General features: G+C 73.8%; 14 protein-coding genes and 1 pseudogene. 7 read left to right on the forward strand and 8 right to left on the reverse strand.

The window, feature by feature from the left end; all coding sequences use genetic code 11:
* Positions 1-25 precede the first annotated feature (25 nt).
* Both ACE1OC_RS39465 and ACE1OC_RS39470 read right to left on the reverse strand, forming a co-directional pair.
* Entirely contained in the window at positions 26-1924 is a 1899-nt protein-coding gene (locus ACE1OC_RS39465; protein ID WP_407841091.1) for a M6 family metalloprotease domain-containing protein, read from the reverse strand.
* Positions 1925-2030: 106 nt separating this feature from the next.
* Positions 2031-2675 (reverse strand): response regulator transcription factor, encoded by a 645-nt coding sequence (locus ACE1OC_RS39470; RefSeq protein ID WP_407841092.1) that lies wholly within the window; start codon positions 2673-2675, stop codon positions 2031-2033.
* Between the two features lie 174 nt (positions 2676-2849).
* Between ACE1OC_RS39470 and ACE1OC_RS39475 the strand changes: the two genes are divergently transcribed.
* Positions 2850-3374 carry a GNAT family N-acetyltransferase gene (locus ACE1OC_RS39475; RefSeq protein ID WP_407841093.1) on the forward strand — a complete coding sequence of 175 codons (525 nt, stop codon included), beginning with the start codon at positions 2850-2852 and terminating at the stop codon, positions 3372-3374.
* A 4-nt stretch (positions 3375-3378) separates the two neighbouring features.
* Here ACE1OC_RS39475 and ACE1OC_RS39480 read toward each other — a convergent pair whose 3' ends face one another.
* Positions 3379-4749: a helix-turn-helix domain-containing protein gene (locus ACE1OC_RS39480; RefSeq protein ID WP_407841094.1), complete on the reverse strand. Its 1371-nt coding sequence runs from the start codon at positions 4747-4749 to the stop codon at positions 3379-3381.
* Positions 4750-4888: 139 nt separating this feature from the next.
* Between ACE1OC_RS39480 and ACE1OC_RS39485 the strand changes: the two genes are divergently transcribed.
* The gene (locus ACE1OC_RS39485; protein ID WP_407841095.1) at positions 4889-6250 is read left to right on the forward strand and encodes a M64 family metallopeptidase; all 1362 of its coding nucleotides are present in this window, start codon (positions 4889-4891) and stop codon (positions 6248-6250) included.
* Positions 6251-6378: 128 nt separating this feature from the next.
* Here the strand turns inward: ACE1OC_RS39485 and ACE1OC_RS39490 are convergent, their stop codons facing one another.
* The gene (locus ACE1OC_RS39490) at positions 6379-7938 is read right to left on the reverse strand and encodes a hypothetical protein (RefSeq protein ID WP_407841096.1); all 1560 of its coding nucleotides are present in this window, start codon (positions 7936-7938) and stop codon (positions 6379-6381) included.
* Between the two features lie 111 nt (positions 7939-8049).
* Here ACE1OC_RS39490 and ACE1OC_RS39495 point away from each other — a divergent pair, with 111 nt between their 5' ends.
* Entirely contained in the window at positions 8050-9276 is a 1227-nt protein-coding gene (locus tag ACE1OC_RS39495; protein ID WP_407841097.1) for a sensor histidine kinase, read from the forward strand.
* Positions 9273-9941: a response regulator transcription factor gene (locus tag ACE1OC_RS39500; protein WP_407841098.1), complete on the forward strand. Its 669-nt coding sequence runs from the start codon at positions 9273-9275 to the stop codon at positions 9939-9941. Before ACE1OC_RS39495 ends, ACE1OC_RS39500 begins: the two co-directional genes overlap by 4 nt.
* On the opposite strand, the gene ACE1OC_RS39505 is transcribed toward ACE1OC_RS39500, so the two are convergent.
* A complete protein-coding gene (locus tag ACE1OC_RS39505) occupies positions 9938-10546 on the reverse strand; it encodes an SGNH/GDSL hydrolase family protein (protein ID WP_407841099.1) in 609 nt (202 codons plus the stop codon). The two genes, ACE1OC_RS39500 and ACE1OC_RS39505, sit on opposite strands and share 4 nt — an antisense overlap.
* A 173-nt stretch (positions 10547-10719) precedes the next feature.
* Here ACE1OC_RS39505 and ACE1OC_RS39510 point away from each other — a divergent pair, with 173 nt between their 5' ends.
* Positions 10720-11112, forward strand: coding sequence for a hypothetical protein (locus ACE1OC_RS39510; RefSeq protein ID WP_407841100.1), 393 nt, complete (start codon positions 10720-10722; stop codon positions 11110-11112).
* A gap of 5 nt (positions 11113-11117) precedes the next feature.
* Here the strand turns inward: ACE1OC_RS39510 and ACE1OC_RS39515 are convergent, their stop codons facing one another.
* The 3 genes from ACE1OC_RS39515 to ACE1OC_RS39525 all read right to left on the reverse strand — a co-directional run bounded on the left by ACE1OC_RS39515 (position 11118) and on the right by ACE1OC_RS39525 (position 15179).
* Positions 11118-11810: an aspartate/glutamate racemase family protein gene (locus ACE1OC_RS39515; RefSeq protein ID WP_407841101.1), complete on the reverse strand. Its 693-nt coding sequence runs from the start codon at positions 11808-11810 to the stop codon at positions 11118-11120.
* A 45-nt stretch (positions 11811-11855) separates the two neighbouring features.
* Entirely contained in the window at positions 11856-12926 is a 1071-nt protein-coding gene (locus tag ACE1OC_RS39520) for an FUSC family protein (protein WP_407841102.1), read from the reverse strand.
* A 129-nt stretch (positions 12927-13055) separates the two neighbouring features.
* Complete coding sequence (locus tag ACE1OC_RS39525; protein ID WP_407841103.1) at positions 13056-15179, reverse strand: PIG-L family deacetylase; 2124 nt, start codon at positions 15177-15179, stop codon at positions 13056-13058.
* 483 nt (positions 15180-15662) lie between these two features.
* Here ACE1OC_RS39525 and ACE1OC_RS39530 point away from each other — a divergent pair.
* Positions 15663-16716, forward strand: a pseudogene (locus tag ACE1OC_RS39530) (glycosyltransferase).
* 108 nt (positions 16717-16824) lie between these two features.
* Positions 16825-17709 carry a patatin-like phospholipase family protein gene (locus ACE1OC_RS39535; RefSeq protein WP_407841104.1) on the forward strand — a complete coding sequence of 295 codons (885 nt, stop codon included), beginning with the start codon at positions 16825-16827 and terminating at the stop codon, positions 17707-17709.
* Positions 17710-17727: the final 18 nt, after the last annotated feature.

The following is a 17727-nucleotide window of genomic DNA, read 5'->3' on the forward strand; positions in this document are numbered from 1 at the left end:
TTGCTTAAAAGCTGCCGGTCCTCCCTCAGGTGCCCGTCCGGACGGTGAGGGACCACTCGTGCAGCACCCCGGACTGCGAGGCGACCGCGTCGGCGATCTTGAGCTTCCAGCTCCCCGGCACGGAGTCGCCGATCAGCGGGGCGAGCAGGGAGGGCGGCTGTGAATCCAGGGTCACCCGCAGGTTCTTGGCGTCTCCGCCCGTGCGGTTGTGGATCACGGCCCGACGCCCGCTCGGCGCCATCAGGATCACGCGCAGGTCGCCGATGCGGGGGTGCTCGATGTCGAGCGTCACCGTCAGGTCCCGGACCGTGCCCTGGCCCTCGAGGGTGATCACGTCGGTCAGACCGCCGGCGTCGTCCTCGGGAATCACGGCGCCGGGCGCCGAGCCGCCCGTGACCAGGGTCCCCGCCACACCCTGCTCGCCCGTCCGGAAGGTGAGGACCGGGCCCGGCGCGGAGATGCCCGAGATGGTCAACCCGGACTCGGTGCCGTCCCACCACAGGGACGCGGGGCAGCTGCTGTGCGAGACGGCGGTGCCGAGCGTGGGCCCGAACAGGTCCGAGCCGTCGCCCTGGTTCAGGTTGGTCTCCAGGTCCATGTGACCGTCGGCCTGGAGGAGCGCGCACTGGTAGTGGCCCACCGGCGTGCCGTTCTGGAACTCGTTCGACCCCTTGATGTCGCAGTGGTAGACGGCGAGCCCGCTGGAGGTGAGGCGGGAGTCGAAGCCGGTGCGGGTGCGGTTCTCGACGAGGTAGTACTCGATGTCGCGCCGCTGCGGGTTCTGGTAGATCAGGGCCTCGTCGTACGCGCCCTGCCGGGCCTGGTGGACGCCGGGCAGGGAGATGTCGACGTCGTGCGTCCAGTTCACGAGGCGCCGCAGGTAGACGCAGACCGCGGACGGGACGAACCCGTCGCCCAGGTTGTTGCCCGCGGCCATCGCGCAGTACGTGCCCAGTCCCGCGCTGGTGAAGTCGTCGCCCTCGCGCTCGGCCGTTCCGTAGTCGTAGAGGTCGGGCCACCGGCACAGCAGGTGGCCGCTCTCGTGGCAGAAGGTGCCGATCCTCAGGTCGGAGGCCGTGTCACCGATGCTCGTGACGGTGTACAGGTCCGTCCGCACGCTGCCGATCTGCGCGGGGAATCGGGAGTTGTGCGGCCAGAGGTCCTCCCTGAACTCCGTCCGGCCCGCGTACATGATGCAGAGGGAATCGACGACGCCCCGGCCGAGCGAGTCGAACCGGCTGAAGTCCACACCGGCGTCGACGGCCGCCTGCAGCGCCTCCGGTACGAGCCGGCCCCGGTTCGCCTTGAGCCCGTAGGCGAGGCGGGGCAGGCTCAAACGGAGCGGGCCGACCACGGTGTTGGTGAAACGGAGCCGGCCCGTCGACATGGTGCGGAAGAACTCCTTGACCGAGCAGCTGTTTCCGTTCGCCGTGAAGTTCGGGCTGTTCAGCAGGGCGGAGACCTCGTCGACGGTGACCTCGGTGGGCTTGTCCGGGAAGTCGACGAGGATCGTCAGGCCCTGGACGTCGCCCTCGCTGAGGACGAAGCCGGGGAGCAGACCCTGGTTGGGGCCGAAGGTCAGGAGGGTGTCCGGGTCGGTGGTGGCCCGGTCCTCCTCCGGGACCGTCTCCATCAGCCGCTCCTTCACCACGTCGCGTCGGTGGATCTGCCCCTCCCGCAGGTGCCGGGGCAGCCCGTCGGGCGCCGGTCGGGAGATCGGCGTACCGCTGGAGAGGAAGCGGCGTCCGGCGCCGCGGCCGTCGGCCTCGGCGAAGCAGTAGAGGCCCCGGGCGTCGTCGTAGACGACCGAGTAGCCGTCGAGCGTCTCGTACCGTGCGTACTTGTCGTCGCCGAAGGCGACGAGCCGCACGTCACCGCCCTCCTCCTGGGTGAAGGTGAGGGTGTCGCCGAAGATGCCACTCATCGCGAAGCGCCTCCCGGATCCGGGCACACGAGGGCTGTCGCCTTCAGTGTCCGGTGGATCTCGGGACGGTCACAGGGCAGAAGAGCCCACGCCGGACGGGGCAGGGTTACCCCGGAACCGAGGTGGCGGTGATGAGGTCGTGCGTGAGGGCGAAGCGGGTCAGGTCGGCCCGGCGCCGTGAGCCGATCTTGTCGCGGAGCCGGTCCAGGTGGGAGTGCACGGTGTGCTCGCTGATGCCCAGCCGCACGGCGATGCCGTGGTCGGTCTCCCCGTGGGCGACCAGCTCCAGGACCTGCCGCTCGCGGTCCGTGACGTGGCAGGGGGGTGCCGCGTCGGGGACCGCCCCCACGGCGAGGTCGGCGGAGACGTAGGAGCAGCCGTCGGCGACCAGCCGGATCGCGGCCAGCAGTTCGCGCTCGCCGGCCCGCCTGCTCACACAGCCGCGGGCTCCGGCGCGCAGCGCCGCCCGGGCGTCGTCCGGCGGGCCGGAGGAGAGCACCAGGACGGCGAAGCCGAGTCCCGACAGTCGTGCCACCACCTCCGCCAGGCATCCGGGCGACAGCCGGAGGTCGACGAGCAGGACGTCCCCGGCCAGCGCCTCCCCGTGCTCCAGTGCGGCGGTCACCTCGTCGACCGATCCCGCGCCGAGCACGAAGGCCGGACCGCCGGCCGCTTCGAGGACGCGGGCCACGCCGTGGCGCAGCAGCGGGCAGTCACCGAGGACGGCGACCCGTCCCGCGTCCGCACTCATGCGCGCCCCTCTCCCGCAGGGATCCGCACCCGGAGGGTGCGCTGCCCCTCCCCTCCAGTCTTGGCCCTGGGCGGCCGTCCGGCATGCCGGAGAGGTGCCCAGAGGGATGCCGGAGGGCCCGTACGTGCCCGTCCCCGCCGGGGGGCGGTTCCGGCGGACTGTTATCGTCCGGACATGCCCGAGCTGATCACACCCACCCCCCGTCTGTACGCCTCCTGGCTCGCCGCGCAGGAGGAATGGGGGCCCGACGCCCACATGGACGGCGCGGGGCTCGGCTCCGAGGACGACGTGGACAGCCCGGAGGGGTTCGCCGCCTGGACGCAGCGGCTGCGGAGTTACGGGGACCGCACGGTCCCGCTCGAACCCGGACGCGTCCATGCCACGTACTGGTGGATCGCCGAGGGGGACGAGTACCTGGGCGCCATCGACCTGCGGCACTACCTGAACGGGTTCCTGCTCGATGCGGGAGGCCACATCGGATACAGCGTGCGCCCCTCGGCCCGCCGCCGGGGACTGGCCACCTGGGCCCTGGGCGAGGTCAAGCACGAGGCCCGGCTGCTGGGCATCGACCGGGTGCTGCTCACCTGCGACCCCGGGAACCGGGCGTCGATCCGCACGATCGAGGGCAACGGCGGCGTGCTGGAGGACGTCCGCGAGACCCTGGTCGGCCCGAAGCGGCGCTACTGGATCGACCTCTAGACCGCTACCGCGACGCCGGATGGTGTGGGTGGGGCGGATGGTGCGGGAACGCCGGCGCCGCGGGTGCCGGGCCCAGGGTGGTCGTGCCCGGAGCCGCACGGTGGCCCAGGCCCGTGCGGTAGGCGTCCAGCGCCGCCTCGGTGCGGCCGGCCCGGCGCAGCAGATCGCCCAGGAGCCGGCACAGGTCCGCGAGGTCGCCCGTCGCTCCGCTGCGCTCCAGCAGCGCCAGGGCCTGCACGTAGTGCTCCTCGGCGGAGTCGCACGCGCCCCGCTCCTCCGCCATGAGGCCGAGGAGCCGGTGCGCCCCGCCCGCGTGGACCGCGCCGTGGCTGTCGCCGAGGGCCAGCAGCGCCGAGAGCAGCCCGGCGGCCTCCTCGTACCGGCCGAGCCGGCGCAGTACGTCGGCCAGCTCGACCTCCACCTGCGCGGTGTACAGGGCCGCCCGCCCGGCCGAGAGCATGTCCCGGGCCGTGCGCAGTTCCCGCTCGGCGGAGGTCAGGTCCCCGTTCTGGGCGTGGACGTAGCCGCGCATCCAGTGGCAGTGCGCCAGATCGGTCCGCAGCTGTAGCTGCCCGTAGATCGCCTGGGCCTTGGCCAGGGAGGCGTCGGCATCGGCCACGCGCCCCTCCGTCAGGAACGTCCGCGCGACCTGTCGGTGCATGCCCGCCACCAGGGCCGGGTCGGTGACCCGGGGGGCCAGTGCCAGGGCGAGTTCGGCGGCGTGGGCGGCCCGGGCGTGGGCGCCCATGTCGATGTACGGCCCGATGACCGCGGCGTAGAGCAGGACCAGCGCCTCAGGGTCGGCCAGCCCGCTCGCCCCCAGCTCGTCGATGGTGGATTCGAGCAGGTAGCAGGCGTAGCGCAGTTCCCCGGCGAGCAGGTGCGCCACGGCGCGGCCGCGGATCGGGCGGGCGCGGCGGGGGAGCGGCTCGTCGGCCAGGAGCCGTTCGGCCGCCTCGAAGTGGCCGATGGCAGCGGGGAGTTCACCCGTCTCCAGGGCGCAGTCGCCGAGTCCGAGCAGCGCCCCGACCCGTTCGTCGGTGAGCCCGAGGTCCTCCGCCTCGGCGAGCAGTCGCCGGTAGTGGACGGCGGCCTCGCCCGCGGCGCCGGAGGCCAGGATCTGCTGCGCGTCGGTGAGGGCCAGGCGCAGTTCGGTGGCCAGTCCGGCGGGGCGTCCGGTGGCCAGTTCCTCGTAGGAGGTGCCCAGCCGCCCGGCCAGGTAGCGCAGCGCGGCCTCCGAGGGGCGCACCTTGCCCGCCTCCAGCGTGGAGACGTAGGCCGGGGTGTAGGCGGGCTCCGCCAACTTGCGCTGTGTCAGGCCGAGTTCGGTGCGCATGCGCTGAACCCTGCGGCCGATCTCGGCCGGTTCGTCCATGGGATCCCCCTGGTTGCTCGAACTGCCCAGTATTCAGGGACGGCAGGGCATTGCGCACCCGTCGTGCGCCGCCTAATTTAAGCAACTGATTCAGTGCACTTACATCTTGGCTTAACTCCCGTCACCACAGGAGGACTTCATGCACCACGTCAGACGCCCGGCCGCCCCCCGGGTGGTCCTGCGGGCAGCCGTCGCGGCGGCCTGCGCGACCGCAGCGCTGCTGGCCGCCGGTCCCGTCCGCGCGGCCGACGTCCCGGTCGCGCCCCGACTGGTGGTGGAGATTCCGGGTCCGGAGCAGGGTGATGACGCCGGATCGGGCCACACCCGGGTGCCCGCACGGGGCGACCGGCCGGCCGGGACGGCCGCCCGGCTCTCCGAAGCGGAGCGCGCGGCGGACGGCGAGGTGGCCAAGCTCGTCGACAACGGCCCCACCGCCGACCGGCTGGACGTGGTCGTCGTCGGTGACGGCTACACGGCGGCCGAGCTGGCGAAGTTCCACACCGACACCCAGGCGAAATGGGCCGAACTGACGGCCGTGGAGCCGTACGCCACGTACCGCAACCTCTTCAACGTCTGGACGGTCGACGCCGTCTCCCGGGAGTCGGGCGTCTCCGGCGACCCCGACCGGGCGACCGTCCGGGACACGGCCCTCGGCGCGTACTTCTGGTGCGAGGAGATCGAGCGGCTCCTGTGCATAGACCAGCCCAAGGTGGACTCCTACGTGGCCAAGGCGCCCGAGGCCGACCTGGTCATCGTCCTGGCCAACAGCGCCAAGTACGGCGGCGCCGGCTACAACGAGCCCAGCGCCACCCTCGGCTACGAGGGCATCTCCACCGCCTCGGCGGACAACGCCAAGTCCGGCCAGGTCGCCATCCACGAGACGGGCCACTCGCTCGGCAAACTCGCCGACGAGTACTTCTACCCCGGTGTCCCGGACTACGAGAAGTACACCGGGCCCGAGCCCGCCGAGTCCAACTCCTCCAAGCTGTCAGCCGACCGGATGGCCGCCCGGCGGACCAAGTGGCACCGCTGGCTGGGCGAGACCTCCCCGGACGGCGGCACCGTCGGCGCCTACGAGGGCGGCGGGTACTTCGTCGCCGGGCTCTACCGGCCCACCGACAACTCGTTGATGCGGGTCCTGGGCAAACCCTTCAACCTGCCCGGGGTCGAGGCGATGATCGCCGGCTTCCACCAGCACGCGAGGAGCGTCACCCCACTTACCCCGACGGACCGCACCCTGCGGACCCGGCACACCGCGAAGGCGGCCGTACCCCTCCTCACCGGCAGTGACGGCCGCCAGCTCGCGGTGCGCTGGTACCTCGACGGCCGGGAGGTCAAGCGACTGGCCGGCCGGACCGAGGTGACGGTCGCGGAGCTGCGGCTCCCCGACCTCCGCACCCACACCCTGTCGATCACCGCCGAGGACCGCACCCCCTCCGTCCGCGACCCGGAGATCGCCCGCACGCTGCGCTCCACCGTCGGCTGGACCGTCCGCCGGTAGGCAAAGTCCCGGGCGGGCGGCACGCACGACGACGGCGCGGGAGCCCACGGCTCCCGCGCCGCCACCGGGCACCACCTCCACGGCACCAGACGCCGCGGGCTCGGCCGGCAAGATCCGAAAGAGACGGCCTAGACCGGCTCGCCCACGGGTACGTCGGCCGGGGCACCGGCCCGCTCACCGCTCTGCGGCAGGCGGCGCAATGCCACGGCCAGGGCGGCCGCCGTGTAGGCGCAGAGCACCGCGACCCCGGCCCACCAGGGCAGCGGGAAGTACCCGGCGGAGGGCGCGTAGTGGGCGGTGACCTGCGGATGCTCCACCAGGGTCTGCTGGACGGCGAAACCGGCCGCCGGAGTCACCCGGAGCAGCCACTGCGCGAGTCCGTCGCTCAGCAGGGGGACGGTGCTCACGGCGTACGGGACCACCACCGCCGAGACGGCCACGAGCACCGCGAGCAGGCGGCGCCGGAACACCGCGCCGAGGGCCAGGGCGAGCACGGCCGTGAGGGCGAGCGCCGCGGAGACGCCGACGACCACCCGCGCTCCGGTGAGGGCGGACAGCCCCACGACGGGAACCCCGTTGGACTTCAGGACCGCGAGGCCGACCGGAATCGCGATGCCCACGGCGAGCAGCCCGGTCACGAAGGTCACGGCTCCCACGACGACGGCCCTCGCCCCGAGCACCGCCCGGGTGATCGGCGCGTCGTCCCCCGGCTGCCGACTGCCGGACCCGCCGCGTGCGAACCGCACCGCCACCACGAGCACGATGAGCAGGGCGAAGCTCAGGCCGCTCAGCATCCCCTCCACGGGGCGGCCGCCCGAGGTCGCCGCAGGCGCGATGTCACCCACGCCGGTGACGGTGATCGTGCCGTCCTTCTCCACCGCCCCCGACGCCTGGTGGTACTTCTCCCAGTCGGTGGTGTTCATGTCACCGAGAGTGGTGGACCGCCAGCTCCCGCCGGCGGCCGCGCCCTCCAGGCCGATGTGGTCGAAGGAGCCGGCGGCCTGGGTGAAGCGGACCTGTTCCGTGGCCCCGCCGAGGCCGCCGACCGGACGCAGCGTCAGGTCGCCGGGGGAGGTGGCGAACATCCCGACCTGCGCGGTGTCGGACAGCCCGGCGAGCTTCACCGCGGCCACCTCGACCCACCGCTCGCCGTCGGAGGACTCGTAGCCCGTGACGGTGTCGCCCGCCCGGGTCAGCCGGAGCCACACCGGCGCCTGCTCCGAGACGGAGCCGCCGTTGACGGAACTCCCGGCGATGTCCCGCCCGTAGTCGTACTGCATCCGCACGCCGTGGTCGCCCGTGACCATCAAGGCCGCGTACGAGGACCCCTGGCGGACCCCGTCCTTGATGACGATCCCGGCCTTCGCCCACGGCACCAGGCCCGGGACGATCTGGTCGTGGTGGGGCGGCGGATAGGTGATGGTGCCCGTCATCGACGTCATCCGGACCGTGATGCCGCCTTCGCGCGGCAGATCCCGGTGCATGAAGGCGAACTGGTCGCTGACCGCGGTGCCGTCCGGCCCGATGGGGTCGACCGGGCACGGGCCGGAGCAGGACGCGTGGTTGCCGAACGCATAGAGCAGCCCGAGGGCGAGGACCATCAGGGCCGCCGTGACCAGGGCGACCAGCCGGGCCGGACGCAGGAAGCGGGTCCACTCCCGCCGGAGGAGTTCGTTGTGTGTGAGCATGCTCCGGTTCTACGCAGCGGCCCCTAACGGGGTCCGAACCGTCGCTGTCATGACGTTGTTAGGTGCCGCGGGGCATGCTGGACGCCATCGGACGGGACGGGGAGAGAAGCCATGGCCAGACTGCGGAGCAGGACCGTCGGGCGGCGGTTCACGATTCTCTACGCCACGGTGTTCCTGCTCTCCGGGATCGGGCTGATCGCCCTGATCTACCTGTTCTCCCGCTCGGACCTGACCCTGTCCGCTCCCGCACAGCCGCCGCCGGGCGGGCCGGCCACGGGCGTCGCACAGCACGTCCTCGACCTCGAACGACAGCTCGCGGACGTACACGCCCAGCAGTCCAGGCAGCTCCTGTTCGGGTCGCTGATCGCGATCGTCGTGATGGCCGCCGTCTCGCTCCTGCTCGGCCGGATCCTCGCCGGGCACGTCCTGCGCCCGCTGCGCCTGATCACCGCGGCCACGCGGCGGATCTCCGCCGACACCCTGGACCAGCGGCTCGCCGTGGCCGGGCCCGAGGACGAGGTCAAGGAGCTCGCGGACACGGTGGACGGCCTCCTGGCGCGCCTGGAGGCCTCGTTCGCCGCGCAACGCCGCTTCGTGGCCAACGCCTCGCACGAACTGCGCACCCCGCTGACGACGATCCGGGCCTCGCTCGACGTGGCCGTGGCCAAACCGCAGCCCGCGGCGCAGACCGTCGCGCTGGCCGGCCGGGTGCGTACCGAACTCGACCGGGTGGACCGCCTGTTGGAAGGCTTCCTCGTGCTCGCCCGGGCCCAGCACGGCGTCCTCCCCGACCGGGTTCCCGTCTCGCTCGCCGAGCTGGCGCAAGAGGCGCTGGCCGCCAGGGCCGCCGCCGTCGCGGAGAAGGACCTGACCGTCGAGGGCGGGCTGACGCCGCAGGCGTGGACGCGGGGCAGCCCGGCGCTGCTGTCCCGGCTGGTGCAGAACCTGATCGACAACGCCATCGTGCACAACCAGCGGGGCGGCTGGATCCGGATCGCCACCGAGGACGGCGCCGGCACCCACGGCACGGGAGCGGACGAGGCCTCCTGGGCCCGCCTCGTCGTGGAAACCGGCGGGAGCGTCCTCGACCAGGAGCAGGTGGACCGGCTGACCCAGCCGTTCGAGCGGCTCGGCACCGACCGGACCGGATCGCAGGAGAGTTCCGGACTCGGGCTGTCCATCGTCGCCGCCATCGTCTCCGCGCACGGCGGCCGCCTCGACCTCCGTGTCAGGCTGGAAGGCGGACTGAAGGTGACGGCCGCGATGCCGTCGGCCCAGGGCCCGGACGGCCCGGACGCCCCGCACGGCCCGGACCACCTGATCGGGGAGGCGCCGTGAGGATCCTGGTCGTCGAGGACGCGCGCTCGCTCGCGGAGGTCGTCGCCGAAGGACTGCGCGACCAGGGCATGGCCGTCGACCTCGCGTACGACGGGCTGGCCGCCGCCGCCAAGCTCGACGTCAACGCGTATGACGTGGTGGTCCTCGACCGGGACCTGCCCGGCATCCACGGCGACACGCTCTGCCGGATGATCACGGAGCGGGAGGACCGCGCGATGGTGCTGATGCTGACCGCGGCCGGCTCGCCCGGCGACCGGGTCAGCGGCCTCACCCTGGGCGCCGACGACTACCTCGCCAAACCCTTCCACTTCCCGGAACTGATCCTGCGCATCCGTTCCCTGGCCCGCCGCAGGCCCGCGGCCCGGCCCCGCACCCTGCACGCAGCCGGGATCGAACTCGACCCGGTGCACCGCACCGCCCTACGGGACGGCACGCGCCTCGAACTCTCCGTCAAGGAGTTCGCGGTCCTGGAGGCCCTGCTCCGGGCCAGTCCGGGCTTCCTGAGCGCCGAGGACCTGCTCGAACAGGTGTGGGACGAGAACGCCGACCCGTTCACCAATACGGTCGCGGTCACCGTGGGCCGCCTGCGCCGCAAGCTGGGCGGCCCCCAGATCATCACGACGACCCCCGGCGTGGGCTACCGCATCGCCGCTCCCGCGGCCTAGAGGGGGTTCAGCTCTCCCAGCCCCAGCGTGCGCAGGGTGTGGTTCGCCATCCGCAGGTGACCGACCGCGTTGGGGTGGGCGGCGTCGTCCAGCCAGGAGATCGGGTCCGACGTGCCGTGGTGCTCCAGCCAGTGGGCCTCGTGGTCGACGAGCAGCGCGCCGGTGTCCTTCGCGATCTCCCGTACGGCCCGGCAGTACGCGGGGAGTGACGCGCGCCGCTCCCGGCCCGCCAGCCCGACCAGCGCCGGTGTGTGCAGGACGACCTGCGTCCGCGGAGCGGCTGCCGCGATGATCCGCCGCATCGCCTCGTGGAACCCGGGGAGTCCCTCCTCGCCGTCGATGCAGTCGTTGGTGCCGAGGGACACGGACAGCACGTCGGGATCGAACCGGCCGATGAGGTGGTCGTGGACCGCGAGCACGTCGGCCGCACCCCATCCGGAGACTCCGGTGTTGACCACGATGTCGGTGGGCCGGTTCAGCTGCCACCGGATCCGCTCGTGCACGTGCTCGACCCAGCCGCGGGCTCCATGGGTGTGCAGCACGGCCTGGGTGATGCTGTCCCCGGTCGCCACCCAGGTCATGGGGCTCTCCGTCAGGCGGATCATCGGTGTGTCCCTTCCACGTCCGGTCGCCGCGCGCCTCCGTCGACCGCGGTGCCCCGTCGAAGGGTCATGCTGCCCGCCCAAGATCATTCGTACAATGCCCGCCGGCCGGCGGGGCCGCGCGGACCGGGACGGATAATGGCACGGCACGTACCGAGCGGAGAGTTGAAGAAACGATGACGCTGAACGAGGGTCGGCGGGTGAGGCTGGCGGCCGACACCCGGCTGACCGGCTGGGTCGCGATGACGGAGGACCCTTCGGGTGCGGCGGGGGCCGTCGCCGGTTCGCTGTCGCTGGCGGCGGGCACCGAGGGCACCGTGGTGCGGGTGGTCGAGCACGACCGGCAGACCGAGGAGTCCCGCGAGTACGAGAGGCTCAAGTCGCTCCTCGACGCCTACGGCGCGGGCATGCCGGCGGAGAGCAAGAAGCAGCTGGAAGAGAAGGTCGCCGGCCTGGAGCCCGCGTGGGACGCCTACCGTGCGGAGCCGCTCCGGGTGACCGTCCGGGTGCGCTTCGACAACGGGTTCATCCTCGACGACGCACGCGAGGACGTCTTCGTCCCCGCCTGACGGACTCAGGGGGACAGGGCCGCGTCCACCGCCGCCTCGGCGTGCAGCCGGGCGGTGGGGAAGAGCGGTACGGGGCTGTCCGCGGGACCGATGAGGAGCTCGATCTCCGTGCACCCCAGGACGACTCCCTCGGCGCCCCCGGCGACGAGGTCCTCGACGACCCGGCGGTACGCGGCGCGCGATTCCTCGCGGACGACGCCGAGGCAGAGCTCCTCGTAGATCACCCGGTGGACGAGCGCACGTCCCTCGGGGCCGGGTACGAGCACGTCGAGCCCGCCCGCGGCCAGGCGGCCGCGGTAGAAGTCCTGTTCCATCGTGAACGCGGTGCCCAGGAGCCCCACGCGGCGCAGTCCGGCGCCGCGGACGGCGGCGGCCGTGGTGTCCGCGAGGTGCAGGAGCGGGACGGAGACGGCGGCCGCGACCGGGTCCGCGACCTTGTGCATGGTGTTGGTGCAGATCAGCAGGAGCTCGGCGCCCGCCGCTTCCAGTGACCGGGCGGCACCGGCCAGTACCTCGCCGGCTTCCTCCCAGCGGCCCTGGACCTGCAACCGCTCGATCTCCGCGAAGTCCACGGAGTAGAGCACGCAGCGGGCGGAGTGGAGTCCGCCGAGGCGCTCGCGGGTGCGCTCGTTGAGGATCCGGTAGTACTCCGCCGTCGACTCCCAGCTCATACCGCCGATCAACCCGATCGTTTTCATGCGCCAAGCATAAGGGGAAGTTCGCTATGGGTGTCCATTCATAAGTCAGCCTTTGGGGTCCTGTGGGCGGGGCTCCAGTGCGTCGAGCACCCGGTGCAAGGGCCGGCGCAGCGCGACGGCGACGGGCCGGGGATCCGTGCGGGCGTAGGCGGCCAGCCCGTCGCGGGCGGCGGCCACGGCGGCCGCGGGATCGTCTCCCGACAAGGCGTCCTCGACGGCCCGCGCGGTGAGCGAGGCCAGTTCGGGAACCCGGAGCCGGGCCCGCGCGAGCTCGGGAGCGAGCTCGTCCCGGCAGGTGAACGCGTCCACCTCACCGGCCAGGGTCGCCACGTGCACGGCGAGCCCGTCGGCGGTGGCGATGCGCTCCGCCCGCAGGCGTACGGTGCCGCGCTGACGGCGGCGCATGGGGTTGAACCGCAGGGCGCGTTCGGCCTCACGGGCACGGGCGGCGCCCGCGTGCACCGCTTCGACGTGGGCGTGCACCCGGGCGAGATTGTCGCGGGCGGCGGCCGGACCGCCGCCCAGCACCGCCGCGGTACCGGTGAGGGAACGGCTCAGGCGCGCGGCGCAGTCGCCGGCGACGGCCGCCAGGACGCGCTGGGGGTCGGGCGGCCACAGCAGGGGAGCGAGGATGATGGTGACCGCCGCGCCGGCCGCGGTCTCCCAGATGCGGTCCAGCGCGTAGGCATCGGGGGAGGTGTTGGCGAAGACCAGCAGCGAGGACAGCGCGACCTGGATGTTGCTCGTGCCGCCGGCCCGCAGGGCCATGCCGACGCCCAGGCCCAGGGCCACCACCAGGGCCAGGGTGAGGGGGGAGGGCTGCCAGAGGTTCAGGACGGCGATCGCGATCAGCACGCCCGCCACGACCCCCAGGATCCGTTGCAGCGAGGTGCCCAGCGCCGTCATCGGATCGCCGCGCAGGGCCACCAGCGGGACCATCGCCGCGAACACCGGCGGCTGGTCGGCGCCCAGCCACAGCGCGGCCTGCCAGGCCACGGCCACGGTGACGACGATCCGGGCGGCGGCCGGACCTTCGGTGCGCAGGAGCTCCCGGGCCCGATGGGCCCGCCCGGCCCGACCGTCGCGGTGCGCCGTGGCGGCGGCGGGACCGGTCATCCGTGCTCAGCCGCGGTGGATGCGGTCGTCATGGGAGCCCCGATCGCAGGTCGAGTGGGGTGGGACGGTGTCGGACGCCGGCCCCGGCCGGGCCCCGGCGCGATCCGCCGCCATCGTCGCCCGCACCGCTCAGCGCTGCCACCCGGAGCTCGCGCGGTAGCCCGGTCCGCCCGCCGCCGGCGGGACGGCCGGGTACCAGGGGGAGGAGGCCGGACGGCTGCCGAGGGGTTCGGAGCCGCCGGGGGGAGCGGTCGTGACGTGCAGAGCGGCGTCCAGGCCGAGGACGGCGCCGACGGCCGTGCCGTCCTGCGCGGTCAGGGCCGCCGGGGCTCCCGTGTAGTGCATCTGGGACTCGTACCAGGACGGTCCGCCGTCCGTGTTCGCAACGCCGACCGTGCCCGCGCCCGCGCGGCCCGCGAGCAGGCCTCCCGCGACGCCGACGGGGCCGTAGCCTCCCTCGCCGCCCACCTCGGTGACCGGGGAGAACTCCGGTACGGTCCCGCCCGCGGTGGCCAGGCTCGTGGCGACGGCACCCGTGCCGGGGTGGCGGAAGTACAGGGCGACGCCGTCGCCCTTGGCGCTCGCCGAGAGCGCGGTGGTGGCCGGCAGCCCGGTGGGGACGGGGGCGTCGAACGGGGCGTCCGGGGTCTGCTGGACCCAGGCCAGCACGCTCTGGGCCGTGGCCGCGTACACGTGGCGGCGGCCGGCCGCGTCCGTCGCGGTGACCGGGTCGCCCCGCAGGCCGGAGCCGCCCAGGGACTCCCACGCTCCGAAGGCGCCGTCGGGCGCCGACTGCGCGGCGGCGCGCAGGGTGCGCTGGGAATCGCGTACGTAGACGGTCATCCGGCCGGTCCGGTCCAGAGCCACGGCCGGCGTGCTGATCGCCGAGGTTCCGGACAGGTCCTCCGTGTCCGGGGTGCCCAGCGACAGCCACGGGCCGAAGGCGCCGTCGGGCGCCGCCTGCACGGAGTACACGAGCTCGCGTCCGTACTCCTGGGGCGTGGTGCCCAGCGTGGTGCGGGTGCCGAAGACCGCGACCCTGCCGTCGCGGAGCCGGACCGCCGTCGATCCCGTGTCCATCCCGGTCCCGGCGAGGAACCGGGGCCCCTGCCAGGGGGCGTTGGGGCCGCCGCGCGACCAGTAGGCCATCCGTCCGTCCAGCACTCCGAAGGCCCACAACCGGCCGGAGACGCCCTCGGTCATCCAGGAGGTGACGTCGCCCCGGCCGTAGCGGATGGTCCGGTTCCAGCCGGAGCCGGCCGGTCGGGTCGCCGTCTTGCGGTCGCCGCACCCGGCGGGGCTGCCGCACCAGTTCTCGTGGTCGGACCAGGCGTAGGTCTTGAGGTAGCCGAGCTTCTCCTCGGCGGCCTGCGGGTCCAGCACCGGGGGCAGGGAGCTGTTGGGGTAGCTCACGTAGTTCTGGACCGAGAAGTGCGGCCGGTCCGTGGACTTCGCGTAGCGCTCGGCGGCGGCCTGCACGAAGCGGGCGCCGTATATGTGGTCCTGGTGGTCGAAGAAGACGCCGCCGCCGTGCACCCGGCCGGGGGTCGGGTCCTGGGTCCGTATGGTGGTCGGCCGGTACAGGGCGAGGACCCCCGCGAGGGCCTCCACGACCTGGTCCTTGTCGTACGAGAACCCGGGCTTGACCGGCGTCCCCGAGCTGAGCTGGGCCTCCAGGGCGGGGACCCGGCCGTCCCACAGTCCGCGCAGGCTGTCCGGGCTGTCCCCGGAGATGGTGCGGGCTTCGCGCAGCTGCATCCACACCAGATTGACCTCGGGCCGCGCCACGAGGACGTCCACCTCGGCGCTCCCGCCGCCGACGGTGGGTATGGAGCGGCGCTGCCAGGCGCTGGTGCGGTCCCCGGTGGCCATCTGCGCGTAGGCGGCCCGTATGCCGTTCTGCCGGGCCTCCGCGTACGAGGCGTGGTCGGCGGGGCCCGCGGGGTCCTTCAGGTGGGGGCTGTGGGCCTCGTTGCGGCCGTCGGACTCGCCGGAGGTGAGATAGACGGTGGTGACCTTGATGCCCGTCGATATGGAACGGCTCAGGTCGGGGTTCATGAAGTAGAGGTCGTCGTCGGGGTGTGCGACGACCTGGAGGACCGTGCCCTCGGTCACGCTCGGGCGGCGCGCCGCTTCGGGGGCCGCCGACTCCGGCGTCGTCCCGTACCCGTAGGCCCAGGTCGTCACGCCGACGGCGCCGACGGTGAACGCGGCGAGCAGGCCCGCGATGCGGGTGCGGCTGGCCAGGGACATCTGCAACGCCTCGGGGCTCGGTCGGTCAGGTGCGGAACTGGGCTGCGGGGCGGGTCCGTGCCCCGTTGGCCCCACCGCTTTCCGGAGACGACCGGGCCCGATTATGCCTCGCGCGCGTGCGCCTGACACACCGTCGGGTTGAGTATCGGGGGGTATGGGACATCTCGCATCGATCACCCGAATCGATGCGGTTTGTCCAGATAGGTCGGGGTGAAATCCCCTACTGTGCCCGCCGGTCCGGGCGGTTCGCGTGGCTGTCGCGCTCCTGGTGTGATCGGCCGTGCGCACAGCCGAGGCCCAGGTGGGCGCCGTAGGAGGCCCGGTCCTCACACCTGACGAGGAGTCGGCGGCCGGGGGCGAACCGTCCGGGGTGGCCGTGCGAAGGCGGGCGGCTCCCGTGTGAGCGGATCCACACGGCGGGCGCCGGTCGTGAGACTCGCAGGCGAAGGGTGCCCGAGGCGCCGACGACGCGCCGGGTCCGTAGTGCCGTCCGTCGCGCGCGGCGTGCCCCGCCGGCTGGCAGGTCGCGGCGTCGAGCCGGTTCCGGCCGGCAGCCCGGTGCGCCCGCTGGTGACCTCGGTGACGTCCGGATCCGCGGAGGGCCTCGCGCAGCGGGAGGCGGACCTGATGACCGCGCAGTTCGACACGGTCGCCGCGGCGGCCGAAGGCGCGGACGCACTGGTGGCGACCGGCCCGCTGCCGGTCACCGCCGGCGCGCGGTCGGTGGCCGAGAAGCTGGGCCTGCGCTTCGTGCACGCGAGCCACCAGCCGGTCAGCCTGCCGGCGCTCCACCGGCGCCCGCCCGCGCGGCGGGGCCGTTCCCTGCCGCCGGACGCCACCGACAACCGGGCGTTGTGGGACGAGGACGCCGTCATCGCGCAGACCATGTTCGGCGAGATGCTCAACACCCTGCGGGCGGGTGCCGGCCTGCCGCCCGTGGATTCCGTCCGGGACTACGCCGTCACCGCCCACCCGTGGCCGGCCACGGACCCGCTCCTGTCCCCGTGGCAGCCGACGGGTCTCGGCGTGGTGCAGACCGGAGCGTGGTGCGCACCGGACGAACGCCGTCTCCCCGCCGAACTGGTGGCGTTCCTGGACGACGGCCCACCGCCCGTCCACGTGGGCTTCGGCGGCACTCCCCTGGCCGCCCCCGAAGAGGTCGCCGCGCGGCCGTCGCCGCGATCCGCTCGCAGGGGCGCCGTGCGGTCGTCTCCCGCGGCTGAGCCGAACTGGCCCTGGCCGACGGGTGGCCGCCGTCGTGCACCACGGCAGCGCGGGCAGCACGATGACCGCCGCCCTGGCCGGGGTGCCCCAGGGAGCCGACCAGCCCTACTGGGCCGGCCGGGTCGCCGACCTGGGCGTCGGCGCGGCCCACGAGGGCCCGGCCCCGGCCGCCGGGTCCCTGTCCGCCGCGCTGCACACGGCGCCGGCCCCCGAGACCCGCGCCCGGGCGGCCGAGGTGGGCGCAACGGTCCGCACGGACGGGACGACGGTGGCCGCGCGACTGCTCCTCGCAGGGGGCGGCCGGACCGCTTGACCTCAAGTCGGGTCGAGGTCCTACCGTCGGCCCCGTTGATCGTCACCCGACGGCAACGGCATGTACGGCGTGCACGGCGCGCACGGCACAAGACGAGGGGCGGACCCCGTGAACCCTGAAACCGGAGCCACCGCGGAGCGGGCGCTCGTACTGGGACCGGGCGGCCCGGTCGGCACGGCCTGGATGGCGGGCCTGGCCGGTGGACTGCGCCGCGCCGGGGTCGATCTCGGCGGAGCCGATCTCGTCGTCGGTACGTCGGCCGGTGCGATCGTCGGCGCACTGCTGGCCACCGGCCGGGACCCCGGGCGGCTCGCCGCCCTCGCGGCCGGGACCGGGCCTGCCGCCACCGGAGGCGCGGCGGACGCGGCCCGGCTGGGTTCGGTGTTCGCCGTGCTCGGGGAAGCCGGCCTGGAACCGGGAGAGGCCCGGCGCCGAGTCGGCCGGATCGCCCTGGACCACGCCGACTCGGCATCCGGCCCCCACGCCGAGCGGGCGCTGCTCGCGAGCCGGGCCGCGCTGATCGGCGCCGACGGCTGGCCGGACCGCCGGTTGCTGATCACCGCGGTGGATGCGGCCAGCGGCGAGCCCGTGGTGTGGGACCGTACGAGCGGCGTGCCGCTGGTGCGGGCCGTGGCCGCGAGCAGCGCCTTCCCCGGAGCCGAACCGCCCGTCGCCATCGGAGGGCGGCGGTACATGGACGGCGCCCTGCGCGCCGGGACGAACGCCGACCTCGCGGCCGGGGCGCGCACGCTGGTCGTCGTAGCACCCATGGCGCACCTGTTCCCCGGCGAGCCGCTCGACGACCAGCCGGAGTCCCCCGGGGAGCCGACCGTGGTGACCCTCGGACCCGATCCGGACGCCGTTCGGGCCTTCGGACCGGACCTGCAGGACCTGACGCAGTGGGAGCCGGCGTACCGGGCGGGCCTCGCCCAGGCGAGCGCCGCCGCCGAACGGCTCCGCCCGGTGTGGACCACGGGAACCGGCACGGCCTGACCACGGCCGGCGCCCCGC

This window comes from Streptomyces stoeckheimensis, from assembly GCF_045822005.1.
In the GTDB taxonomy this organism is placed as follows: Bacteria; Actinomycetota; Actinomycetes; order Streptomycetales; family Streptomycetaceae; genus Streptomyces; species Streptomyces stoeckheimensis.